The organism is Rhodoferax sp. PAMC 29310 (genome assembly GCF_017948265.1).
Classification (GTDB): Bacteria; Pseudomonadota; Gammaproteobacteria; order Burkholderiales; family Burkholderiaceae_C; genus Rhodoferax.
This window is the reverse complement of record NZ_CP072852.1, coordinates 2,908,069-2,932,718: the sequence shown is the minus strand read 5'-3', so window position 1 is coordinate 2,932,718 and position 24,650 is coordinate 2,908,069. Positions and strand designations below refer to the sequence as shown.

Below are 24,650 nucleotides of genomic sequence, written 5' to 3'. Positions count from 1 at the left end.
AACCCTAGGTGTTTTCATTTTGGCACTAAAACAAAATCAATCTGGCACTATTTTTGAAAATCAGATTTGCCTACTATTCGCGTTGGTCACTTGCGCGTTTGCAGGTGCGCCCCTTTCAAACCCAACCACGTCTGCAACTTCTTTACCTGGATGACACCATGAAACACCTGCTTAAAACACTGCTCATCGGCTCGGCCTTCACGCTCACCATGCTTTCGCAAGCCGTGGCTCAAACCAAAGTGGTCATTGGCCACTTTGGCGACCCTGTTCCCTATAAAGCGCTAATTGCCAACGGAGCGCTTGAAAAAGCCACGGGATGGACCATTGAGTGGCGTCAGTTCGCCTCAGGCGCTGAGGTCAATGCGGCCATGGCCTCTGGCGGTATTCAAATTTCTGAAATCGGCTCTACGCCCCTGTCAGCCGGCCTGAGCTCTGGCCTGGACTATCAAATGATTTCTGTGGGCAAAGTCATTGACAGCTCAGAGGCATTGGTTACCCGCAACGGCTCAGGCATTGAAAAGCCAGCTGATTTGAAAGGCAAGAAAATTGCTGTGCCAATTGGTTCAACCGCGCACTTCTCGCTCTTGGGCGCTTTGAAAATGTACGATTTGACGGAAAAGGATGTGACGGTCATGGGCATGTCGCCTTCTGAAATCGCTGCCGCTTGGGCTCAAAACGCGATCGACGCAGCTTTTGTTTGGGTTCCCGTTCAAACCAAATTGCGTGAAAACGGCAAGGTCATGGTCACCGCTGGTGCGGTTGCGAAAACGGGCTTTTCGACCTTCAATGCCTGGGTTGCCACTAACAAATTTGCTGCAGCCAACCGTGCGGGCTTGGTCAACTTTTTGAAGGCCATGAACGAAATCAATGGTGACTACATGAAGAATAAAGCCGCGTGGAACGCTGACTCAGAAAAAATTAAAGCGGTCGCTGCCAGCGTAGGTGTCACGCCAGCTGCTGTCGTGCCCATGCTGGACGGCACCACTTACCCTGATGGCGATTTGAACATGTCAGCAGCCTGGATGGCCGGCGGTGCGGCCACCACCATCAAGTCCACCGCCGACTTCCTCAAGGGTGCCGGCCGTATCAGCGCAGCGGCTGACAGCTACACCAAGTTTGTCAACGCTGAGTTTGCCAAAGCGGCTGCAGGCAAGTAATCCGTCTTGCTCACTTCGCGTGCTGACCTGTTCAGGTAGCAGGTCAGCGCGTGCTTTTAACCCTTGGGGCTCAGCATGTCAGCACTCGCCATCAAAAACGCATCTGTGTTTTATCCGGTTCCCGGTAAACCGTCTGTTCACGCGCTCAAAAACATCAACCTTGAGATTCATGAGAAAGAGTTTGTGGTGGCACTGGGCGCCTCAGGCTGCGGCAAATCAACACTTCTGAACTTGATTGCTGGATTCATGGCACCCAGTGAGGGTGAAATATCTTTGAATGGCCGCGTCGTCACGGGCCCTGGCGCAGACCGCTCGGTGGTGTTTCAAAAGCACGCCTTGTTGCCTTGGTTAAACGTACTGGACAACGTGGCCTTCGGTCTGAAAATTCAAGGCCACGACAGACCCAAGCGCGAAAAAATCGCCAGAGAATTTATCAAACTGTTGGGGCTGGAGCAGTTTGAGCAATCGGCTACTTATGAGCTGTCGGGCGGCATGCAGCAGCGGGTGGGTATTGCCCGGGCACTGACCAGTGACCCGGCTATTTTGCTGATGGACGAGCCGCTGGGCGCGCTGGACGCGCTCACGCGCGAGCGCGCGCAAGAGTTGATTTTGAAAGTCTGGCGCGACACCGGCAAGATGGTATTTTTTATTACCCATAGCGTTGAAGAAGCCCTGTTCATGGGCACCAAGCTGATCGTGATGTCGCCGCGTCCTGGCCGTATTTCACACGTCTTCGACTTGCCATTCAGTCGGCGCTATTTTGAAACTGGCAATGCTAGAGAGATCAAAGCGTCCGCAGAATTTATTGCCCTCAGAGAAGAGATTTTGCAGATCATCTTTGCCGACGAAGCAGGAGCCATTCATGAGTAACACCCCCGAAAATTCTGGCAACGGCCTGTGGGCCAGCCTCATGAAGGCCAAGCCAGCCAAGCCCGGCGAAATATATGGCGTGCCTGGTCAAGGCGACAGTTTGAAAATCAGCGCCGTGGTCATCGCCAGCTTGCTCCTTTTTTGGTGGTTTATTACCTATATCGGTTTCGTCAAGCCTCTTTTCCTGCCGTCCCCAATGGCCGTGATCGACGCTTTTGTGACCATGCTCCGAGATGGTTTTACCGGTGCCAGCTTTTGGGAGCACACCTGGGTCAGCACGTTGCGGGTGTTTGGCGCGTTCTTGCTGGCTTGTGCCATCGGGATTCCGCTGGGTATTGCCATGGGCATGAGCCCGGTTGCACGCGGCATTTTTGACCCGCCGATTGAGTTCTACCGCCCGATTCCGCCACTGGCTTACCTGCCGCTGATGATCATCTGGTTTGGGATTGACGAGTTGTCTAAGGTGCTGCTGATTTTCCTGTCGGTCCTCGCGCCGATGGCTTTGGGCGCGCGTGCGGGCGTCAGGTCGGCCGCCATTGAGCAGATTCACGCCGCCTATTCGTTTGGTGCCACCCGCTGGCAGGTGGTTCGCATGGTTATTTTGCCGTCTGCCATGCCCGAAATATTTACCGCCATGCGTGTGGGCATCGGTTTTGGCTGGACCACGCTGGTGGCGGCCGAAATGGTTGCCGCAACGTCTGGCCTGGGCTACACGGTGTTGTCAGCCTCCCGGTTTTTACAGACGCCCATCGTCATCATGGGGATTGTGGTGATTGCCATCATTGCTTATGCCTTTGACCACCTCGTGCGCTTTGTTGAGCGCCGCGTCGTACCGTGGAAAGGTCGCGGTTAAGTGCGCACCAGATTGATCTAAATCATTGAAAGTTTTTCATGACGATTGAGTATTTAAAGAAAGCCACGCCGCCACAAGCGGCGATTGACAGCGCGACGTCTGAAACGGTTGAGCGCTTGCTGGCTGACATTCAAAAAAATGGCCGTGAGGCGGTTGAAAAATATGCGCGGGATTTTGATGGCTGGCATGGCGACATCGTTGTGGGTGAAGATGACTTTGCCAAAGCCAGCAAAGCCTTGAGTCAAGGTACCAAGGACGACATCGCATTTGCCCACGCCCGCGTCAAAGACTTTGCCCAGCGCCAGCGCGAGTCATTGCACGAGTTTGAAGTGGAGCTGATTAGTGGTTTGATTGCCGGGCAAAAGTTGATCCCGGTCAACACTGCGGGTTGCTATGTGCCGGGCGGGCGTTACGCCCATGCGGCATCGGCCATCATGAGCGTGTGTACCGCCAAGGTGGCTGGCGTGCCCAATATCGTCGCCACCTCCCCAGGCCATAAAGAGGCAGGTGTGAACCCTGCCATCTTGCACACCATGAAGCTCTGCGGCGCTGATACGGTCTTGGCTCTTGGCGGCGTGCAGGGCATTGCTGCCATGGCGTTTGGTTTGTATTCACCCAAACCTGCCGACGTGATCGTGGGCCCCGGCAACCGCTTTGTGGCTGAGGCCAAACGCACCCTGTTTGGTCGTATCGGTATCGACGTGGTGGCCGGGCCGACCGAGTCCGCCATCATTGCTGACGACACCGCCGACGTGAACCTGGTGGCTGCTGACCTGGCAGGGCAGGCCGAGCACGGCCCCGATTCACCGGTCTGGCTGTACACCTCATCGCGCGAACTGGGTATGAAGGTGATTGAACTGATGCCGTCTGTGATTGCAGCCCTGCCCGAGCTGGCACGCAACGCCGCCACCGCTGCTTGGCGCGACTATGGCGAGGTGGTGCTGGTCGGCAGCCGTGAAGAAATGGTTGAAGTCAGCGACCAGTACGCGCCTGAGCATTTGCAGGTATTTGCCAAAGACCTGGACTGGTGGTTAGCCAACCTTACCAACTACGGCTCATTGTTTCTGGGTGAAGAAACCACCGTGGCCTATGGTGACAAGTGCGCTGGCCCCAACCATATTTTGCCGACCCGTGGTGCAGCCCGTTACTCGGGCGGACTGAGCGTGGGCAAGTTCATCAAAACGGTGACGTACCAGCGTCTGACGCGTGGAGCCAGCCGCGAGGTGGGCCAGGTAGCCGCCAGAATTTCACGACTTGAAGGCATGGAAGGCCATGCCCGCACGGGTGACATTCGCCTGAAGAAATACTATCCGCATGAAGCGTTTGAATTGGGAACACTTGCTGGACATCAACACTGATTCCGTGATGTCTGCAACACTGACAGACGCCACACCAACCACCATGTCGCGCGCACCGGATGGTTTGTGGTTTGGCAAAGACCTGAGCACGCCCGAGCCGATTTCTGAGGAAGCGATTGAGCGCGCGGTGGCGCTGATGCGCTCGGGCAGGCTGCACCGCTACGGTGAGCAGGGCTCAGGCTACCCCGAGCCTTCGCTGCTGGAGCAAGACTACGCCGCATACGTGGGCAGCAAGTACTGCGTCGCGGTCAGCTCGTGCGGTGCAGCGATGTTTATTGCGCTCAAGGCGCTTGGCGTGAAGGCGGGCGACAAGGTGTTGACCAGCACTTTTACCCTGTCACCTGTCCCCGGCGCCATTGCCCATGCGGGCGCTGAAGCTGTACTGGTTGAAGCCAGTGGCGACTACATGACCGACATGGCCGACCTGGAGCGCAAGGCAGCCACCAGCGGTGCCAAAGTGTTTTTGCTCTCCCACATGCGCGGCCACATTGCCGACTTGCGTGCGGTGCGGGCCCTGTGCGACAAGCATGGTATCGCCATCGTTGAAGACTGCGCCCACACCATGGGTGCCAAGTGGGACGGCCAGCACACCGGCACTTGGGGGCGTGTAGGCTGCTACAGCGCGCAAACCTACAAGCACATCAATTCTGGCGAAGGTGGCCTGCTCGTCACCGACGACGACGATGTCGCAGCCCAAGCTATTTTGATGTCGGGCTGCTACATGATGTACGACCAGCATATTTTGAAGCCCGTATCCGAGGTGTTTGAGCGCTGGAAATACGTCACGCCCAACTTCAGCATGCGCATGTCCAATCTGGCCGCCGCCTTGCTGCGCCCACAAATTGGCCAATTGGCTGATCGCGGGCGGCGCTGGAATCATATTTACAGCACGCTGGGGCGGGAGCTGACCAAAGCCGTAAACGTGTCTGTTCCTCCGCGCGATGCGAAGGAAGAATTCATCGCCAGCTCGATTCAGTTCACGCTTGATTTAGATCCGCCTCAGATTGAGCGATTCCTCAAAGAATGCAGTTTGCGCGGCCTGTACATCAAGTGGTTTGGCACGCCAACCCCGGTGGCGTTCACCAGCAATTACGAGCACTGGCATTACCTGCAAGCTAAGCCAGACATTCCCAATTCGAAGGCGGTTTTAAACCAGTTGATGGACTTGCGCACGCCGCTGTCATTGACTGACGCCGACTGCCTGCTGATCGGCCAAATCGTCGCCGTCGCAACGGCCATTGCTGGCACTTCAAATTAATTTTCAACCCATTTTAACCACAACAGAAAGTACCCCATGAAACTCACCAACTTCCCCCGCGTTCACATCACCCACGGCCCGACGCCGCTGGAGTTCATGCCTCGCATGACCGAAGCCCTGGGCGGGCCTAACCTGTACATCAAGCGTGACGACTGCACCGGCCTTGGCTCGGGCGGCAACAAAACCCGCAAGTTGGAGTTTTTAATGGCTGATGCCGTCAAGCATGGCGCAGACACCATCATCACGCAGGGCGCCACCCAGTCCAACCACGCGCGCCAAACGGTGGCTATCGCCGCCAAGATGGGCATGAAGTGCGAGATTTTACTGGAAGACCGCACCGGCTCCAAAGTTGAAAACTACAAGCAGTCGGGCAACGTCTTTCTTGACCATTTGTATGGCGCTAATGTGCAAGAATTACCCGGCGGAACCGACATGAACGCCGCCATGGCCAAGTTGGCTGACGAGCTGCGTGCCAAGGGTCAAAAGCCTTACATCATTCCTGGCGGCGGCTCTAACCCGATTGGCGCGCTGGGCTATGTGGTGTGCGCGTTAGAGATGGTCAACCAGTTCAACACGCAGGATTTGCGCATCGACTGCATCACCCACGCCACCGGCAGTGCAGGCACGCAAGCGGGCTTGGTGGTCGGTCTTGAAGGTACCCGTAGCCAGATTCCCGTGCTTGGCATTGGCGTGCGCGCACCCAAAGAAGCGCAAGAAACCAGTGTCTACAACCTGGCCGTTAAAACCGCTGAACTGCTGGGCGTGCCCGGCAGCGTCAGCCGTGAAAGCGTCATGGCCAACTGCGACTACGTGGGCGGCGGCTATGGCGTGCCGACCCCCGGTATGGTTGAAGCCGTGACCATGATGGCGCGTCTCGAAGGCATTTTGCTGGACCCGGTGTATTCAGGCAAAGGCATGGCCGGGCTGATTGACCTGTGCCGCAAGGGTCATTTCAAGAAGGGCCAGAACGTGGTGTTCTTGCACACTGGCGGCTCGGTGGCACTGTACGGCTACATGGATGCGTTCAGTGGTTTGAAGCCGCTTTAAAAATCTGCCCTGATGACAACACTCACGCCGCCAGCGGCCATCGCGTTCGCGAAAACGCTCATCCCCGGCCTGCTGGTCACGGCCCTCGTAGCCATGGCAGCCGCTTTTTTGGGCAGCCACTACAAAGGCTCCATGCTGTTGTTTGCGCTGCTGCTCGGCCTGGCTTTGCATTTCATCAGTGAAGACAAGCGCTGCGCAGCGGGCATCCAGTTTGCGTCGAGCACGGTGCTGCGCCTTGGCGTGGCGTTGCTGGGTTTGCGGCTGACAATTGACCATGTCGTGGCGCTGGGCTGGCAAACCGTGGTGGCGTTGATGGTTGCTGTCACGCTGACGATTGCACTTGGCTTGCTGCTGGCACGGCTGTTCAAAGTCGAAAGCAGTCTGGGCGTGCTGATAGGTGGCGCAACCGCTATTTGCGGTGCATCGGCGGCGTTGGCTATCTCCAGCGTGTTGCCCAAAACCCCCCATTTGGAGCGCGACACCACGCTGACCGTGGTGGGCGTTACCACGTTGTCAACTGCTGCCATGGTGGTCTACCCGCTTATCACGCAGTGGCTGGGTTTTGACGCGGTGATGGCCGGCCAATTCATTGGCGCGACGATTCATGACGTAGCGCAGGTCGTCGGTGCGGGCTACAGCTTGTCGCCCCAGGCGGGCGACGCCGCCACCATCACCAAGCTGATGCGGGTGGCGTTTTTAATGCCGGTTCTGGTGGTTATTTCATTGGTGGTGCGCAAACGCCTGGCCGATGCTGGCAGCGCCGTTAAAACACCGTTGTTGCCCTGGTTTACAGTCGCGTTTGTGGTGCTGATGCTCGTCAACAGCACAGGCTGGGTGCCTAGCGCAGTTCAGTCTGGCGCATCTAATGTGTCGCAGGCGTTTTTGGTATTGGCCATTGCTGGCGTGGGCTTGAAAACATCTTTGAAAGACGTCACTCAGCTTGGCTGGCGGCCTGTAGCAATGATTTTTTTGGTCACGCTTGGCTTGGCATTTTTGACAGGCGGTTACTTGATGGCGACCCACTGACACGCATTAAATGGGGCTGGCAACATGATTGGTGTTTTAGGCGGCATGGGGCCCTTGGCCACGGTTGATTTTTTCAGCAAAGTGCTCGCTGCCACGCCCGCCAAAGGCGATGCAGACCATGTGCCGCTGCTGATTCAGTCAGACCCGCGCATCCCCTCACGGCCTCCCGCTATTTTGGCTGGCGGACGCTCCCCACTCCCCGAGCTGCTGGCCGGGCGTGACCGGCTCATTGCCGCCGGCGTAACGGCTCTGGCCATGCCCTGCAACACGGCTCATTATTGGGCTGCCGATTTGGTGAAAGGTTGCAGCGTGCCTTTCATCAGCATCGTCACGGCCAGCATCGCAGAAGTAGGTAAGCTGGCCGCGCCGGGCGTAACCATCGGCATCATCGCCACCCGCGCTACGCTAGCGGCCAAGATTTTTGATGCGCCGCTGCAAAACGCGGGCTACAGAGCTCTGCTGCCAGATGACGCCACGATAGACTCGTTGATATTGCCTGGCATTGACCTCGTCAAGGCTGGCCAGGCCGCGCGGGGTGGCCAACTGATACAGCAAGCCGTGCAGGCTCTGTTAAGCCAAGGCGCAGGCGCGGTGGTTTTAGCCTGTACTGAAACGCCCCTGGCGTTAGATGCGGTTCAGTCACCCCTGCGCGCCCAGTGTGTAGACACCACCTCTGCACTGGCGCGGGCTTGCGTGGCCTGGTGGCTGGCCGAGCTGGCTAAAAATCGCAAAAACGCCTTCCCCGCCTGATTTTGGGTGTTTTTACCTATCATTTAGCCATCTAGACCAATGAATACGTGCGTAAGTAACTACTGAATTAATAGCAATTAGTTTGTTTTTGCTGGCTTGTTGCGGCGACCTTATCTGCACCGTAGACCCGCATATTGGCCTGCCATACCCGCTGGATCCCCGGCTTGAGGGTGTTGTCTGACTTGGCATGTACGCAGCGCAGCTCAGGGTTGGGCTGCCGGGCACCATGGCGACGGTAGCCTGACGGGGCAATCTGCAGAACTTTGCAGATGGGCTCGACCCCGTAGGTATCGCGATGTTGGTCTACAAAGCCTTTTAAGACTTGAGTCGGCGGCCCGTCTCCGCCAATGCAAAAAAAGCGCGCGCCAGCTTCAGGATTTCGTTGGCTCGGCGTAATTCCTTGACTTCACGCTCAAGTGCTTTGACCCGTTCACGTTCGTCGCTGGTAACACCTGGAGGGGCTCCGGCGTCAACTTCATGCTTGGCGGACCCATTCCTTCAAGGTTTGGGGAACACGGCCAATCTTGGGGGCAATGGACTCAATGGTTGCCCATAGCGAGGGATATTCCCCTCGATCTTCGAGCACCATGCGTACAGTGCGTTGGCGCACTTCAGGTGACGGCTTGTTTGACTTGTTCATGGCCAAATCCACGCAGAGATTTGAGCCTCCACGAAACCTGGGGCGATACGAATAGGAAATTCAACCGCATGAGGCCAAGTATCGCCCCTTGGAAAAGCCCTCGCCCCACGTAGAAACCCGCACCGCGCCCGCAGTAAGGCCGTGCCACCGCCAAAATGCGCTGTTCACAAGAGAGATTAGCGGTGCGCCGGGTATGCCGGGCGCATAGCTACCCGCCAGCGAGGCTGAGTCACCGTTTTGGCAAAACCCCAAGTCCAGGCAAAACCCCAAGTCCAGCCAGTTCACCAGTTGATGCGCTGATCGACATCGTAGTCGGGTGCCGGTTGCGCTGCCAGATCCCAGTCTGCTGGCTCGATTTGCGCCCCGCCATCCATCTTCGCATCCCCACAGCCCTCCCACAACGGTGGCCCGCGCGCCGGGGAAATGTGCGGACGTTCTGAGTCCACCCCGATGTGATCAAGGATCTTCCTGATCTGCGTGCCCTCGGTAATGAACGCGATCAGGCGCATTTGCCCATCGCACATCGGGCACAAGAGCGGGAACACTTCGTAAATACGCGCGATCAGCACCGCCCACAGGTAATGCGCCAGTGAGCGCTTGGCTGGTGGCGCAGGCTCGGGCGTGGGTGGCATCGCGTGGCCCAGCGGTGTCACTCCAGGTGTGCCCTTGCTCATGTTGGCTGGCTCGGTTTGCCTCGTAGGCGGTGGCACCAGCGCCGCAATGCGGGCTATCAGTTCCAGCGGCGTGAGGTGTAGCTCGTCGACTTTGGCGCCACGCTTGTCAGAGCCAGGCTCGCTGTGCTGTTTGGCGCAGCGGTACACCAGCGCTGCACGGTCGTGCGCTTCGATGAGCACACCGGCATCAACCGAGAAGCCGCTGTGCTGGTAGCCCTGCATCTCTTTGGCGTCACAACTCTCCAGCAGGCCCCGACCCACGAAGGCGCGCAGAATGCGTCGGCGAAAATCGGTCTGCACTTGGGCCACAGCGGTCTCATCGATAGCACTGGCCGGGTGAAAGACGATGCCCGGCGGCGAGGATTGGGCATCGGCCTCACCCTCCACCGCCACCGCCACTTCCTCAAACACGCCATCGACCACACAGACGTGGAAGTGCACATGCCCGTTCAGACTGGAGCCGAAGCGATGGATGAAGGCGACTGCGCCAATCTGCAGCGTCGCCTTGTCCACACTTGCCGCACCAGGGCTATGGTCCTGCAGGCTTTGCGCTATGACCCGCAAGAAAATGCGCAGCACCATGCCCAGCACTGCCCCGTCACGCTGCATGAAGTAGCGTAGCCGCTTTGGTACCGAGAGCACCCACTGGCGCACCGGCAGGCGGGGAAAGACGTGGTCCGTCAGATGCGCCGCTGTCTCCACAGCGCAAGCGTGTTGCACGAGGGGCAGGCGCCCCGGCCTTTGCAGGAATAGGCGACAAAGTAGTCGTGTCCACAATCATCACACCACGCCCTGGCAAAGCCGTGGGCAAAGATGCCGCATTCGAGGTATTTGCGAAAGGCCTGACGCACAAAGGGCTTGGGCGTGTGGTTGTCACCCTGGCCGTCGAACTGGCCGCAACTGGCGAGTTCATGCCAGGTCTCGAAGTGTTCGGCTATGGTTTGGTAGAGCAGAGTCCGCTCGGGGTGGCGTGGGTTGTAGAGCTCGGGCTTTGCACCGGCTTGTCCACCCGCATGAGAATGCGCTTGCGTTGGGCGTGCAGTGGCGGGCATGGGGCAGTGCCAGCGTGGGCTGAGTGCCTGATTATACTGGGTTTATATCCAGCTTCTGCGCGTACAGTGCCAACCATTGGGTGCGCCAGATACTCCTGAGTTGATAGCTGTCTGCGCATTCTCCACGCGGGCTGCAGCCCGATTTGACTCAAAAAATACGGCGCTTCTACCCGGGTCATCTTGGGAGAGTTAGGGCGTTCCGAGGCCGAGGTCCAGCGCCTGATGGCCGCCGGCGTGGTCAGCGAAAGTCGGAGCCGGGAGTACCTGCCTTCCTGACGAAGCCAGAGGCTGTTGTTGGTCGTGACGGCCGGATGGGGCGAGTTGAGTTCATTTTAGGTCTATAGCCCCCGTACTGACTGCGCGAGCAGCTATGAATTCGATAGCGGATTGAGCAGCTCCGCCAGATCGCCTTCGGTGAACAAGGGCTGTTTGCGCCCCGTCGAGCCACTGTAAATGCTCTCGCCCAGGGCGGCTTTGCGCTCTTGCAGGGCGAGGATGCGCTCTTCAATCGTGCCCTGGGCCACGAGCTTGACCACCCACAGGCTTTGCGTCTGGCCGATGCGGTGGGCCCGGTCGGTGGCCTGGGCTTCAGCGGCGGGGTTCCACCAGGGGTCGAAGTGAATCACGGTGTCGGCTTGCGGCAGGTTCAGGCCCACGCCGCCGGCTTTGAGGCTGATCAGGAACAGCGGCACCTGCCCGCTGGTGAACTGCTCGATCAGCCCGTCGCGCTCCTGGCTTTGGCCGGTGAGCTTGACCCATTTGATGTCGCGCTTCTTTAGCTCGGCCTCAATCAGCGTGAGCATGCTGGTGAACTGGCTGAACAGCAAAATCTTGCGCCCCTCGGCCAACATCTCGGGCAGCATCTCCATGAGCTGCTCCAACTTGGCCGAGGCTGTGACCTTTTGCGCCGCTTCCAGCTTCAGCAGTTTTGGCGAACAGCAGACCTGACGCAGCTTGAGCAGCGCGTCCAGGATGGTGATGTGGGACTTGGCGAGGCCCTTGCTGTTCAGCGCCTCGCGCACGGTTTTTTCCATGCCCAGGCGAATGGTTTCGTACAGGTCAGCCTGCTGGCCGGCCAACTCCACCCGCATGATGGTTTCGACCTTGGGCGGCAGGTCTTTGGCGACCAGTGCCTTGGTGCGGCGAAGCATGAAGGGCGTGATGCGGGCGCGCAGTTGCATCAAACGCTCGGGGTCGCCCTGGCGCTCAATGGGGTAGCGAAACAACTCATTAAAACGCCCCTGGCTGCTCAGAAAACCGGGCATGAGAAAGTGGAACAGGCTCCAGATTTCGCCCAGGTGGTTTTCCATGGGCGTGCCCGACAGGCACAGGCGGTGCCGGGTTTGCAGTTGGCCCACCACTTGCGCGGCGTTGGTGCTGGCATTTTTGATGTTTTGCGCTTCGTCCAGCACCACCAGATGCCACTTGGCCTCCAGCCAACGGTCGCGGTCGCGCTGCAACAGCGAATAGGGCGCAATGACCAGGTCGTACTCCCCCATGCCGGTGGCGGCTTCGTGCCGGTCTTTGCCGTGCAACACCACACAGCGCAGTTCCGGGCAGAAGCGCTCGGCCTCCTTGCGCCAGTTGCCCATGAGGCTCACCGGCGCCACGATGAGGGCCGGGTGGGTGAGGCGCCCGGCGTTTTTCTCGACTTGAATGTGGGCCAGCGTTTGCAGCGTTTTGCCCAGACCCATGTCGTCCGCCAAGATGCCGCCCAGACCGTGCGCACTCAAGAACTGCAGCCAGTTCAGGCCTTGTTGCTGGTAGGGGCGCAGGCTGGCCTGCAGGTTGGCCGGGGGCGGCACATGCGGCAGTTCTTCGCGCCCGCTGAGTTGCTGCACCATGGCGCTTAAAGACTGGGCGCCTTCCCACTGCGCGCCTTCACCGAGGGCGGCGCCAGTGCGCAAAGCGTCCAGGCGAGAGAGTTTGAGGCTCTCGGCGTTGAAGTCGTGGCCGCGTTCACCCACCAAGTCCAGCAGCGCGGCCATCCAGGGCTTGAGGCCATCGGTGGGCAGGCGCACAAAACCGTCGCTCACGGGCGAGGGCAAATACACATAGGGTGGAATGGTCGGCAGGCCCGTGACCGGGTCCAGCGGGCTGGATGCGGCGGCGGCAATCAGGCTGGGCAGCAGCGGCAAAATGTTGTGGCGCTGGCCACCAATCTCCATGCCCAATGACAACTCAAACCAGGGCGAGGTTTCTTCCTCTTCGGCCTCGGGCTCCAGCTTGACAGCAATGTTGTCGGCGTGGGTGATCCAGCCTTTGAGGGCGTCTTCCATGGTGACGCGAAAACCAGCCTCAATCAGCACGTCAAAGCCGTTGTCGGCCCATTGCAGCCAGTCTTGCTGCTGGCCTTCCAGCGGAATGCCAAACAGGCAGTCCTCGCGGGCGCGCAGGCCCAACTCAAACAGTTGGGCCATGGCGTCCAACTCGGCCTCGCTGTCGCGCTCCAGCAAGGCGCGCCCCTGAGGCGTGGTGATGAGCACTGAGTGGCCCTGGCCCGCCCACCAGCCCCGGTGGCCGTCGTAGTCAAAGCGCAGGCGCGCCTGTAGCAGGCCCAGATAGGGGACTTTGTCCGGCGGTGCGGGTGAAATGTGCAGGCAGGCCGTGGGGGTAATGCCTTTGAGGGTGGTGAGCGCCTCCAGTACCGGCGGTAATGGCAGTGCGCCCAGATGTTGAATCAAGCTGGCTTGGTGTTTCTCCAAAGCCGAGAGTTTGAGCGGCGGGGATTTCACCAGTACGTCGAGCTGGGCCGCCGAGAGGCCCTCTGCGGTGGCTTGGCCCACCAAACCATGCGCGGCGTCTAGGTAGAGCGGCGGGTGGTTCAGACACAGCTTGGCGCTGGGGTGGTTGAGCTTGGCCTTGAGCACCCAGCCAGCCTCGGTGCCAATGGGGCCGGGCACCTCTTGCCAGTGCCAGTTCAGGGGCTGGGGCGGGCCCCATTGAATCGGCTCGCCTGGGCAACTGTCGCCATCGTCCAAAAACAAACGACCGGTGCTGGCCGCCTGCTGCAGGCCCAGCAAACCGGCCTGCCCGTTGGGGGTGGCGGACGAGCTGAAGGCGTAAGTGAAGCGACTCGAATCGGGCATGGCGCGCATGAGCTGCAGCACCTGCCGATCCGCGTCCAGTGCCTGGTCGTACACCGGCTGGCCCTTGTAGGGCGGGGTTTTGATGGTGCGGGGCTTGGCCCAGCCGCCGGTGAGCTTGGTGTAGGAGATAACCGCTTCCATCACCAGCTGCGGCGCGGGTCCGTGGGTGCCAATGATGCTGAGCAGGTACAAGAATTGGTCGGCCCGCTCTCGCGCCGCGCCTTTGGTGGGGGAGGGCTGGGGCTGGCCGCTGGCGTTGTCTAGCGCCTGTAACCAGCGCAGCAGTTGGGCCTCGGCTTGTTCGCGGGCGGCTTCCTGCGCGCGGGCTTGGGCGGCGGCGCGAGCGACTTCCAGTTGTTCGGCATTCGGCGGGGTGAGCAGATCGCTCACGACGCTGGCAATGCCGCTTTCTTCCAGCAGCTTCAAGCCCTGGTCGGCGGCTTCCAGCATCAGCGCCACACCGTGCTTGCATTGGCTGCCCACTGGGCAATTGCAGTCGCTTTCCCAGAAGTCGACCTCGCCGTCGGGCATCAGCGCCATCTCCACCGAAACCTCGTAGGGCAGGCGCTGCGTGCCCTGCACCTCGCCCAGCAGCTGCCAGTGCAGGCGCACGGGTTCAATGTCAAGCGCCACCACTTTTTTGGCGCGGTAAAGCATCAGGCCGCGCTCCCAGGTGGCGTCATTCACCATGGGTTGCAGGGACTGGGGTTGGAACCACAAACCTTGGTTCAAGAAGTCTTTATCAGGCAAATATGGCTCCAGCCCCCGCGCAGTAAGCGCAGGCCGCTATTGAATCAGAAGCAGATCAGGCGACAGTTGTGCCCATGGCGTGGCTGGCCTGCACATCGGCGTGGTAGCTGGAGCGCACCATGGCGCCCACGGCGGCGTGTTTGAAACCCATCTTGTAGGCCTCGGCCTCGAACATTTTGAAGGTGTCGGGGTGCACGTAGCGCTTCACGGTGAGGTGGGAGCTGGTGGGGGCGAGGTACTGTCCGATGGTCAGCATCTCGATGTTGTGGGCGCGCATGTCGCGCATGACCTCCAGAATCTCTTCGTCAGTCTCGCCCAAGCCCACCATCAGGCCGCTCTTGGTGGGTACGTCAGGAAACATGGCCTTGAATTTCTTGAGCAGGTTCAGGGAGAACTGGTAATCCGAACCCGGGCGCGCTTCTTTGTAAAGGCGGGGAATGGTTTCCAGGTTGTGGTTCATCACGTCTGGCGGCGCGGCTTTCAGGATTTCCAGCGCACGGTCATCACGGCCGCGGAAGTCGGGCACCAGCACCTCAATTTGGGTGTTGGGCGAGAGTTCGCGGGTTTTGCGGATGCAATCGACAAAGTGACCGGCACCGCCGTCACGCAAGTCGTCGCGGTCCACGCTGGTGATCACCACGTAGTTGAGCTTGAGCTGGGCAATGGTTTTGGCCAGGTTGTCGGGCTCGTTCACATCCAGCGGGTCCGGGCGGCCATGGCCCACGTCGCAAAACGGGCAGCGTCGGGTGCACTTGTCACCCATGATCATGAAGGTGGCCGTGCCCTTGCCAAAACACTCGCCAATATTGGGGCAGCTGGCTTCTTCACACACGGTCACCAACTTGTTGGCGCGCAGTGTTTCCTTGATTTCGTAGAAACGGGTGGAGGGTGAGCCGGCCTTGACACGAATCCAGTCGGGCTTTTTCAGCACCTCGCCCTGCACCACCTTGACCGGGATGCGCGACAGCTTGGCCGCAGCTTTTTGCTTGGCCGAAGGGTCGTAGTTCTCAAGGGTCTGGGTGTCGCGGACGGTGTCTGACGTGCTCATGGGATTCTCGGTGTTGGGTTCAAGTGCTCAGGGCGCCAGGTGGCTGGCCAGCTTCAGGCTGAAGAAATCGGCCGCCTCCTGCCAGGGCACAGAGACCCCGATTGTAGAAAGGTCCACGGTTTGCAGCCCGGAGTAACCACAAGGGTTGATGCGTGAGTAGGGTTCCAAGTCCATTCCCACATTCAGCGCCACGCCGTGGTAGGTGCAATTGCGGCTCACCTTGATGCCCAGCGCGGCAATCTTGCCTAGGCCAAAGAAGTCAGGGTCGGCACCGCCTGCCATGTTGGCTTTGGTCGGGCGTTGCGGTAAAAGCGCGTGTGCAAACGGGTCGTCCAGCAGCACATAAATGCCCGGCGCCCCGGTGACGCGGTGGCCGGTGACGCCAAAGTGCGCCAGCGTGCGAATGACGGCTTCTTCAATGCGGTAGACGTATTCTTTGATGAAGTAGCCCGCCCGCTTCAGGTCAATCATGGGGTAGCCCATGACTTGGCCGGGGCCGTGGTAGGTCACTTGGCCGCCCCGGTTGGTCTGCACCACGGGTATGTCAGCAGGGTTAAAAATATGTTCCGCTTTGCCCGCCAGCCCTTGTGTATAGATCGGAGGGTGCTCGCAAATCCATAGCGCATCCAGTGTCTCGGCCGTGCGCTGGGCCGTGAACGCCTGCATGGCCGCGTAAGTGGGCAGGTAGTCCACCCGGCCCAGGTGATGGGGGGAGAGGGTCACAGCGGTTTTACAAGACCACTTTGACCATCGGGTGGGTGGACAGCGTGCGGTAGAGCTCGTCGAGTTGTTCGCGGCTGGTGGCGGTCACGGTCACGGTTACGCCCATGTATTTGCCGCCCTTGCTTTCACGCAGCTCGATGGTGGAGGCGTCAAAGTTGGGGTCGAATTGCGCCGCGATGTGGGTCACTGCCTGCACATAGCCGTCCACCTTGAGGCCCATCACCTTGATTGGGAACTGCGACGGGTACTCGATCAGGGACTCGGAAGGAGGAATATCAGTGGGCGCGGTCATGGGGGCGGTTCCTTGTACAGAGGCGGCAGACATCAAGCGGGAGTGCCGGGCTGCGCTTTGGCCAGCTGATAGCCAGCCAGCAATTGCGTATAGATGGGGCCGGGACGGCCGTTTCCAACGGGCTGGCCGTCCAGCAGGGTCACCGCCAGCACCTCCTTGGTGGCGGAGGACAGCAAGACCTCGTCGGCGGCCAGCACTTCGGCGCGGGTGATGCGCCGCAACTTGAAAGGAATGCCCTGGGTGCGGCAAATTTCTTCAATCAGGCCAAAGCGAATGCCTTCCAGCACCAGGTGGTCTTTGGGCGGGCCCATGACAACGCTGTCTTTGACGATCCAGACGTTGCTGGCGGCGGCTTCGCTGAGGTAGTCGCCACGGAACATCACGGTCTCGATGGCGCCAGCGTCAAAGCTGATCTGGCGGGCAAACACAGCGCCCAGCAGACTGGTGCTCTTGATATGGGCTTTTTCCCAGCGGAAGTCAGGGGCGGTAACGCAAGCCACGCCTTCGCTTCGCTGCGCAGCAGTGGGCGGTTTCATGACATTTGTCATGACAAACACGGTGGGGGTGATGTCGGTGGGCATCACATGGTCGCGCATGGCCACACCGCGGGTGACTTGGATGTAGATCAATTGATCAGTATTTTCAACCTTGGCGCCCGCAGAGTCTGCGTAGTCAGCTACTAATTTAAGAGCAATTTCTGCCCATTTCGCGTGGGTGAGCGGGTTGGCCATGCGCAACTCGGTCAGACCCCTGTCGAGGCGGGCCATGTGCTGTTTGAAGCCAAATAACTGGCCGGCATACACCGGCACCACTTCGTACACGCCATCGCCAAAGATGAAGCCCCGGTCCATGACACTGATCTTGGCGTTGGGCAGGGTGGTGAAGTCGCCGTTGAGGTAGCAGGGGAGTGCGGGCAATTGGGTCATGGGTGAATTATGGACGGCAAGGGTGAATGAAGCGTGGCGTGCGGCAAGGCTGGACATGATACAAATGTTTCGTTAAGATAAAAATGAATCAACTGTTTCACTGTTTTGACTTTGCCCTACCGACACCTTACCCAATTGCTGGACAGCCGCTTCGAGAGCCTGAGCCCCGAACTGCAACGCGCGGCCCGCTGGGTGCGGGAGCATCCGGCGGAGCTGGGTTTGCAGTCCATGCGCCAGTCGGCCCAAGCTGCCGGCGTGTCGCCGGCCACCATGACGCGACTGGCCCGCGCCTTGGGGTTGGACGGATTTGAAGCCATGCGACGGCCTTCGATGGCGGCGTTTGCGCAGTCCGTGGCGCGGGGTACCAATGGCCAAAACGAGCCCGAGTCCGTGATTGCCGCTGACGCCACGCTGGACCGGATGCGTGTGGCGCAAAGTGCCAACCTGGCCTCGGCCCATGGCCGCAACAGCGGCCCCGACTTGCGGGCTGCGGCGCAGTCCATTTTGAAGGCGCGCCAGGTGCTTTTTTTGGGGTTGCGTGCCAGTTTCGGCATTGCTTACCATCTGCACTACAGCTGCGACTGGCTTCGGCCCGACACCCGCTTGGCCAGCGACGCCGCCGGCGCTTGGATGGACCAGGTGCTGGCGCTGACGTCGAGTGACTTACTCGTGGCGGTGAGCCAGGCCCCCTACACCCGCCAGACCGTGGAGGCCGTACAAGCGGCCCGCCAGCAAAACGTGCCCGTATTGGCATTAACAGACAGCCCCTTGTCACCTTTGGGCCGTGTGGCGCAGCAGGCCTTGTTGTTTGACGCGGCGTCTCCCTCGTTTTTTCACTCCATGACGGGTGCCCAAGCCTTGGCCGAGGCCTTGATGGCCTGCGTGGCCGAGCAGGGCGGCAACCCGGTTGTGACGCGTCTGACCGAGCGCCAGCAGCGTCTTCAAAGCGCCCAGGCCTACTGGGAAAAGCAGGCGCCACCCCGAGCCGAACGTGTTTTGTTCCCTTCGAAATCACCTGAACCCATATGACCACAACCCCTACGTCCGTCAGCGCGGCGTCTACCAAGGTCTTCCACCGCCAGTTGCACCATGACCTGCCCGTGGCGGTGTTTGGCCAGGGCATCAGACTGACCGATTCCAATGGAAAAACCTATCTGGATGCCTGCGGCGGCGCGGCCGTGTCTTGCCTGGGCCATGGACACCCCGAGGTGCTCGCGGCCATGCACGCCCAGATCGACAAACTTGCCTATGCCCACACCAGCTTCTTCACCACCGAAGTGGCGGAGGAGCTGGCCGATGTGCTGATCGAGTCCGCCCCTGCCGGCATGAGTCACGTCTACTTTGTCAGTGGTGGCTCGGAGGCCATGGAGGCGGCGCTAAAAATGGCGCGCCAGTATTTCGTGGAAATCGGCCAGCCACAGCGCGAGCACTTTGTCGCACGCCGGCAGAGCTACCACGGTAACACCTTGGGCGTGTTGGCGGTGGGCGGCAATGAGTGGCGCCGGGCCCAGTTTCGTCCCTTGTTGATCGATGTGGCCCATGTGTCGCCCTGCTATGAGTACCGGGACCGCGTAGCCACCGAGACCCTCGAAGCCTACGGCCAGCGTTTGGTGCGCGAGCTTGAGGAGACCTTTGAGCGACTCGGCCCCGAGAACGTCATGGCTTTTGTGGCCGAGACGGTGGGCGGTGCCACGGCCGGTGTGCTGACGGCGGTGCCGGGTTATTTCAAAGGCGTGCGTGAGTTGTGTGACCGCCATGGCATCTTGTTGATCCTCGATGAGGTGATGTGTGGCATGGGCCGCACCGGCACTTTGCATGCCTGTGAGCAAGAGGGGGTGGTGCCTGACCTCATGGCCGTGGCCAAGGGCTTGGGCGGTGGCTACCAGCCCATTGGCGCTGTCATGGCCCAGTCCAAATTGGTGGAGACTTTTCGCCAAGGCAGCGGCCTGTTCCAGCACGGCCACACCTACCTTGGTCACGCAGTGGCCTGTGCTGCCGCGCTGGCGGTGCAGAAGGTCATTCAGCGCGACGGTTTGTTGGCGCAGGTGCAGGCACGGGGCACGACTTTGCAGGGCTTATTGCAGGGGCAGTTCGGCAGTCACCCGCATGTTGGCGATGTGAGAGGCCGTGGCTTGTTCTGGGGCATCGAGCTGGTAACCGACCGAGAGAGTAAGCAGTGGTTTGATCCCTCCTTCAAGCTGCACGCCCGCATCAAGCGCGAGGCCATGACCCAGGGTCTGATGGTCTACCCGATGGCGGGCACGGTGGATGGAAAGAATGGCGATCACATCTTGTTGGCGCCCCCATTTGTGGCCAGTGAAGCCGATTTGGCAGAAATCGTCACCCGGCTGTGCACCGCCATTGATGCCGCGATTTCATCGTGCCACGCATAGGCCGTCGCATGCCAATATTAGAAATATTAATGTCAAACAACCATTTTTCACACCGCGGGATTACCCGCTTGCCGCAGAGTCGTATCGGAGTAGCATCGACCTTCACTGTGGGTGTGCAAGGCGCCAGCAACGCGAGTTCAGCGTTGTCAACTCAGTACATGGACCGCATAGCCGCCTATCTACTGAACAGGCGTTCAGCAGTTCCCGCCTCACTTGTCATCAAGTGGGGCCTGGGAATCTCCCCTTAAAGGCGCGAGCCTTTCCATCCTGAACAACAAGGAGTCACTATGAGTACTTTCCTGAAATCTTCCGCATCTGGCTTGAGCCTGATTGCTGCAGCTATAGCCATGGTTGCCCCTGTCGGCACTGCACAGGCGCAGCAAAAATTCATGACCATTGGCACCGGCGGTGTGACTGGCGTGTACTACGCGGCCGGCGGCTCCATCTGCCGTTTGGTCAACAAAGACCGTGCCCGCCACGGCATTCGTTGCTCGGTCGAGTCGACCGGTGGCTCCGTGGTGAATGTCAACACGATCAAGGCCGGTGAGTTGGACTTTGGCGTGGCCCAGTCCGACGTGCAATACAACGCGGTCAATGGCAAGCAGCAGTTTGAGAAAGACGGCAAGCACAGCGATTTGCGTGCGGTGTTCTCCATTCACCCTGAGCCCTTCACCGTGTTGGCGCGCAAGGAAGCCAACATCACCAAATTCGAAGACTTCAAAGGCACTCGTTTCAATGTTGGCAACCCAGGTTCTGGCACGCGCGCGGCGATGGACCAGTTCCTTGAAGGCATGAAGTGGAAGATCAGTGACTTCGGTCTGGCCTCAGAGCTGAAGGCGGACGAGCATGGCGCCGCTTTGTGCGACAACAAGATCGACGGCTTTTTCTATGGCGTGGGCCACCCTTCCGCCAACATTCAGGACCCCGTCACCACCTGTGGTGCCAAGCTGGTTCCTTTGACCGGCCCGGTGGTTGACAAGTTGGTCAAAGACAACAGCTTCTACGCCAAGGTCAATATTCCTGGTGGCTTGTACGCGGGTCACCCTAACCCAACACCTACCTATGGCGTGTTGGCGTCGTTTGTGACATCGGCCAAGGTGCCTGATGCCACTGTTTACGAGTTGACAAAAGCCGTTTTCGAGAATTTTGACGACTTTAAGAAGTTGCATCCCGCTTTTGCCCATCTGGACCCAAAAAACATGATCAAGGATGGTTTGTCTGCGCCGCTTCACCCTGGCGCTTTGAAGTACTACAAAGAAAAAGGCTGGATGTAAGTCCGGTTTGCTGAAGTCAATTTGACTGAAGCCGCAAAAAGCTCTGACTCGTCAGAGCTTTTTGCTTTCGATGAACAGAACAATAAAAAGTTACCGAGAAAAGAGGTGCCCATGAACACGAAAACTGCAAGCACGGCGGCGGCCGACGCTGATGTTAATAAACTGGTTGCTGAAAACGACATTGGCGCGCGCTCCCCCGGCCCCGTCATGAGCCGCTTTTTACTGTATGTGGCGATTGCCTGGTCTGTGTTTCAGCTTTGGATTGCGTCGCCGTTGCCTTTCAGTACAGGCGTGCTGGTTTTCAATGACACCGAAACCCGGGCAATCCACTTGTCCTTCGCCGTGTTTCTGGCCTACATGGCCTACCCGGCTTTCAAGGGCTCGCCGAGTGATCGCATCCCGGTGAGTGACTGGGTCTTTGCCTTGGTTGGTACCTTTTGCGCCGCCTATTTATTTGTTTTCTACCGTGAGCTGGCGACGCGTCCGGGTCAGCCGACCATGATGGATGTTTACACCGGTCTGGTTGGAATGGTTTTGCTGCTGGAGGCCACGCGGCGCGTGCTCGGCTTGCCCATGGTGATCGTGGCACTGGTCTTTCTGGTGTACACCTTTGGTGGTCCGTACATGCCGGACATGATTGCGCATCGCGGCTTTTCACTTAACCGGGCCATGAGCCACCAGTGGTTGACGACTGAAGGCGTCTTTGGTGTGGCGCTGGGTGTGTCAAGCAGTTTCATTTTCCTGTTTGTGTTGTTTGGCTCCTTGTTGGACAAGGCCGGCGCAGGCAATTACTTCATCAAGTCTGCATTTGCTTTGTTGGGTCATATGCGAGGCGGGCCGGCCAAGGCGGCGGTGCTGTCATCGGCGGCCACCGGCATCATTTCGGGTTCGTCCATTGCCAATGTGGTCACCACAGGCACGTTCACAATTCCACTGATGAAGCGTGTGGGTTACCGCGCTGACCAAGCCGGTGCTGTGGAGGTCTCCAGCTCTGTCAACGGTCAATTGATGCCCCCCGTCATGGGTGCTGCTGCATTTCTGATGGTGGAGTACGTGGGCATTCCCTACATTGAGGTCATGAAACACGCCTTCCTGCCGGCGATCATTTCTTATATTGCTTTGCTTTACATCGTTCACCTCGAAGCCTTGAAGGCCAATATGGTGGGGCTGCCGCGCCGAGATACGGGAACGACGAGTTCGCGACTGGTGTCATTTGGACTGACGATTGCCGGCTTTATTGTGCTGTCAGGCGCCGTTTACTGGGGCATTGGCTGGATCAAGACCGTCATGGGTGGCGGCGCCGTCTGGGTGATTGGTGTTGGCCTGTTGACGGCCTATGTTGGCTTGCTTTGGTTTGGCGCCAAACAACCAGAATTGGAGCTGGATGACCCAGACGCGCCAGTGTTTGAATTGCCGGAGACAGGCCCAACAGTGAAATCTGGCTTGCATTACCTGCTCGCGGTCGTCGTGCTGATCTGGTGCTTGATGGTCGAGCAAATGTCGCCCGGATTGTCCGCTTTCTGGGCCACCTTGTTCATGATGTTTGTCATCGTGACTCAAAAGCCAATCATTGCCTACTTTCGTGGCCACGGGGGCGTGGAGCAAGCGACCAAGCAAGGCGGGGCTGATCTGGTGGATGGACTGGCTGCGGGCGCGCGGAACATGATTGGTATTGGCGTGGCCACGGCCGCCGCCGGCATCATTGTGGGTACCGTCTCACTCACAGGTGTGGGCCTGATCATGACAGAGGTAGTCGAGTTGCTGTCGGGTGGCAACCTGATGTTGATGCTGATTTTGGTGGCGTTTATCAGTTTGATTTTGGGCATGGGTCTGCCGACAACCGCCAACTACATCGTGGTGTCTACCCTGATGGCGCCAGTGGTGGTTGAGCTGGGCGCGCAAAGTGGCTTGCTGGTTCCACTTATCGCGGTTCACCTGTTCGTCTTTTACTTCGGTTTGATGGCCGACGTGACGCCGCCGGTGGGGCTGGCGTCGTTCGCGGCGGCGGCCATCGCCAAGGCGGACCCGCTGAAAACGGGTGTTACAGCCTTCTTTTACAGCATGCGGACTGCGATCCTGCCATTCCTGTTCATCTTTAACACGCAGCTACTGCTGATGGACCTGACCGGGCCCATGCATCTGGTCTTGACTGTGGTGAGCGCGACAGTAGCCATGCTGGTGTTCGCGGCGGCAACTCAGGGCTACTTTATTGTTAAGTCACGCTGGTATGAATCGCTGGCGCTGCTGCTGATCACATTCACCCTTTTTCGCCCAGGCTACTGGTGGGACATGGTCTATCCGCCTTACATGGAGGTGCCGGCCTCACAGATGGGGCAGTTGATCGAGGAGGCGCCTGTCAATACATCCAAACGGCTGTGGATAGAGGGCACGAATTTGGATGGGAAAGACATCCGAAAAGGCGTCCTGTTGCCCTTGGGTGAACAAGGCACGGCCCGGGAGCGAATGGCCAGTGCGGGTGTCAATGCCCTGGCTCAAGGTGACGCCATGCTGATTACTCAGGTCAAGTTTGGCAGCAAAGCAGAAAAACTTGGCATGGAGCAGGGCTTCCGTATCGTTTCAGCCGAAATTCCAGCGGACCGTCCGGAAAAGGAGTGGATGTTTATTCCAGCGATTGCCTTGTTGGCCTTTGTGGTTCTCTTGCAGCGTGCTCGCAAGCGCCGCGAGCCAGGCGCTGCGGCAAACCTAGGCAAGACCACTCCCGCATGATGCGCGTTGCCCTCATCCATGCGCTAGCTCATTCGGTAGCGCCTATTAACGAAGAAATGGCGCGCGAGTGGCCGCATTGCGAGCGAATGAATCTGCTGGATGACAGTCTTTCAGCCGATCTGGCCAGAAATGGGGGTGGGTTGGATGCAGATATGCACCGCCGCTTTGAGGATTTGGCCGCCTATGCTGAAAGGACGGGAGCAGCGGCCATTCTGTTCACCTGTTCGGCATTTGGTTCTTGTATTGAGGCTGTCGCCGCGCGTCGGCCCGGAATGCCTGTCCTCAAGCCCAATGAGGCCATGGTTGCAGACGCGGCTGGCGTCGGGCGTCGGGTGGGGTTGATCGCGTCCTTTGCCCCGACCTTGGTGTCCATGCCATCGGAGTTCCCGGCGGGCGTGGCGGTGATTTCCGATATGGCCGAGGGTGCCATGGAGGCGCTCAATAGGGGGCAGACCGAGCGTCATGATGAAATCGTCACCGCTTCAGCGCTGCGCTTGATAGCGCAAGGTTGCGACGTGATTGCATTGGCACAATTCAGCATGGCACGCGCACAAGACGCTGTTCGCAGGGCGGTGAGAGTGCCAGTACTGACCACTCCGGGGAGCGCAGTCGCGTCCTTACGGCGGCGTCTTGGCGCCTAATGGCGACTAAATTGCCCTGAAATAGGACGCCGAGGTGGGTTTCTACGTATAATCGAAGGCTTTGCGGGAAGCGCCGGATGTAACCAGCGCGTAATGTTGGAA

General features: G+C 59.2%; 18 protein-coding genes, 2 pseudogenes and 1 other annotated feature. Of the genes and pseudogenes, 13 read left to right on the top strand and 7 right to left on the bottom strand.

Annotated elements, in window-relative coordinates; translation table 11 throughout:
- The first annotated feature begins 158 nt into the window (after nucleotides 1-158).
- From J8G15_RS13585 to J8G15_RS13550, 8 genes are all read left to right on the top strand, one after another.
- Nucleotides 159-1,157 carry an ABC transporter substrate-binding protein gene (locus tag J8G15_RS13585; RefSeq protein WP_210542668.1) on the top strand — a complete coding sequence of 333 codons (999 nt, stop codon included), beginning with the start codon at nucleotides 159-161 and terminating at the stop codon, nucleotides 1,155-1,157.
- A gap of 75 nt (nucleotides 1,158-1,232) precedes the next feature.
- Nucleotides 1,233-2,027 carry a taurine ABC transporter ATP-binding protein gene (locus J8G15_RS13580; RefSeq protein WP_210542667.1) on the top strand — a complete coding sequence of 265 codons (795 nt, stop codon included), beginning with the start codon at nucleotides 1,233-1,235 and terminating at the stop codon, nucleotides 2,025-2,027.
- On the top strand, nucleotides 2,020-2,880 hold the full coding sequence (locus J8G15_RS13575; RefSeq protein WP_210542666.1) for an ABC transporter permease subunit: 861 nt from the start codon (nucleotides 2,020-2,022) through the stop codon (nucleotides 2,878-2,880). Before J8G15_RS13580 ends, J8G15_RS13575 begins: the two co-directional genes overlap by 8 nt.
- A gap of 38 nt (nucleotides 2,881-2,918) precedes the next feature.
- Nucleotides 2,919-4,238: a histidinol dehydrogenase gene (hisD, locus tag J8G15_RS13570; protein ID WP_210542665.1), complete on the top strand. Its 1,320-nt coding sequence runs from the start codon at nucleotides 2,919-2,921 to the stop codon at nucleotides 4,236-4,238.
- On the top strand, nucleotides 4,195-5,496 hold the full coding sequence (locus tag J8G15_RS13565) for a DegT/DnrJ/EryC1/StrS aminotransferase family protein (RefSeq protein ID WP_240538280.1): 1,302 nt from the start codon (nucleotides 4,195-4,197) through the stop codon (nucleotides 5,494-5,496). Before hisD ends, J8G15_RS13565 begins: the two co-directional genes overlap by 44 nt.
- A 36-nt stretch (nucleotides 5,497-5,532) precedes the next feature.
- On the top strand, nucleotides 5,533-6,543 hold the full coding sequence (locus J8G15_RS13560; protein ID WP_210542664.1) for a D-cysteine desulfhydrase: 1,011 nt from the start codon (nucleotides 5,533-5,535) through the stop codon (nucleotides 6,541-6,543).
- Between the two features lie 12 nt (nucleotides 6,544-6,555).
- A complete protein-coding gene (locus J8G15_RS13555) occupies nucleotides 6,556-7,569 on the top strand; it encodes a YeiH family protein (RefSeq protein WP_210542663.1) in 1,014 nt (337 codons plus the stop codon).
- Nucleotides 7,570-7,593: 24 nt separating this feature from the next.
- Nucleotides 7,594-8,319, top strand: a complete 726-nt coding sequence (locus J8G15_RS13550; protein ID WP_210542662.1) for an aspartate/glutamate racemase family protein — start codon at nucleotides 7,594-7,596, stop codon at nucleotides 8,317-8,319.
- Nucleotides 8,320-8,425: 106 nt separating this feature from the next.
- On the opposite strand, the pseudogene J8G15_RS13545 reads toward J8G15_RS13550, so the two are convergent.
- The 7 genes and pseudogenes from J8G15_RS13545 to J8G15_RS13515 form a co-directional block, all read right to left on the bottom strand.
- Nucleotides 8,426-8,959, bottom strand: a pseudogene (locus J8G15_RS13545) (transposase); the annotation flags it as partial.
- Nucleotides 8,564-8,680 (bottom strand) — a sequence feature (AL1L pseudoknot). It overlaps the preceding pseudogene by 117 nt.
- A gap of 281 nt (nucleotides 8,960-9,240) precedes the next feature.
- A pseudogene (locus J8G15_RS13540) lies at nucleotides 9,241-10,685 on the bottom strand (transposase).
- A 368-nt stretch (nucleotides 10,686-11,053) separates the two neighbouring features.
- The gene (locus J8G15_RS13535; RefSeq protein ID WP_240538277.1) at nucleotides 11,054-14,524 is read right to left on the bottom strand and encodes a DEAD/DEAH box helicase; all 3,471 of its coding nucleotides are present in this window, start codon (nucleotides 14,522-14,524) and stop codon (nucleotides 11,054-11,056) included.
- 55 nt (nucleotides 14,525-14,579) lie between these two features.
- On the bottom strand, nucleotides 14,580-15,572 hold the full coding sequence (gene lipA / locus J8G15_RS13530) for a lipoyl synthase (protein WP_210542659.1): 993 nt from the start codon (nucleotides 15,570-15,572) through the stop codon (nucleotides 14,580-14,582).
- A 27-nt stretch (nucleotides 15,573-15,599) separates the two neighbouring features.
- Entirely contained in the window at nucleotides 15,600-16,238 is a 639-nt protein-coding gene (gene lipB, locus J8G15_RS13525) for a lipoyl(octanoyl) transferase LipB (RefSeq protein ID WP_240538566.1), read from the bottom strand.
- A gap of 64 nt (nucleotides 16,239-16,302) precedes the next feature.
- Complete coding sequence (locus J8G15_RS13520; RefSeq protein WP_240538276.1) at nucleotides 16,303-16,587, bottom strand: YbeD family protein; 285 nt, start codon at nucleotides 16,585-16,587, stop codon at nucleotides 16,303-16,305.
- Nucleotides 16,588-16,619: 32 nt separating this feature from the next.
- Nucleotides 16,620-17,513: a D-amino acid aminotransferase gene (locus tag J8G15_RS13515; protein ID WP_210542653.1), complete on the bottom strand. Its 894-nt coding sequence runs from the start codon at nucleotides 17,511-17,513 to the stop codon at nucleotides 16,620-16,622.
- A 105-nt stretch (nucleotides 17,514-17,618) separates the two neighbouring features.
- On the opposite strand from J8G15_RS13515, the gene J8G15_RS13510 reads away from it, so the two are divergent.
- The 5 genes from J8G15_RS13510 to J8G15_RS13490 all read left to right on the top strand — a co-directional run bounded on the left by J8G15_RS13510 (nucleotide 17,619) and on the right by J8G15_RS13490 (nucleotide 24,548).
- Entirely contained in the window at nucleotides 17,619-18,542 is a 924-nt protein-coding gene (locus tag J8G15_RS13510; protein WP_210542651.1) for a MurR/RpiR family transcriptional regulator, read from the top strand.
- Nucleotides 18,539-19,906 carry an aspartate aminotransferase family protein gene (locus tag J8G15_RS13505; protein ID WP_210542649.1) on the top strand — a complete coding sequence of 456 codons (1,368 nt, stop codon included), beginning with the start codon at nucleotides 18,539-18,541 and terminating at the stop codon, nucleotides 19,904-19,906. Before J8G15_RS13510 ends, J8G15_RS13505 begins: the two co-directional genes overlap by 4 nt.
- A gap of 287 nt (nucleotides 19,907-20,193) precedes the next feature.
- Nucleotides 20,194-21,180, top strand: coding sequence for a TAXI family TRAP transporter solute-binding subunit (locus J8G15_RS13500; RefSeq protein WP_210542647.1), 987 nt, complete (start codon nucleotides 20,194-20,196; stop codon nucleotides 21,178-21,180).
- A 111-nt stretch (nucleotides 21,181-21,291) separates the two neighbouring features.
- Nucleotides 21,292-23,907: a TRAP transporter permease gene (locus J8G15_RS13495; protein ID WP_210542645.1), complete on the top strand. Its 2,616-nt coding sequence runs from the start codon at nucleotides 21,292-21,294 to the stop codon at nucleotides 23,905-23,907.
- Nucleotides 23,904-24,548: an aspartate/glutamate racemase family protein gene (locus J8G15_RS13490; RefSeq protein WP_210542643.1), complete on the top strand. Its 645-nt coding sequence runs from the start codon at nucleotides 23,904-23,906 to the stop codon at nucleotides 24,546-24,548. Before J8G15_RS13495 ends, J8G15_RS13490 begins: the two co-directional genes overlap by 4 nt.
- Nucleotides 24,549-24,650: the final 102 nt, after the last annotated feature.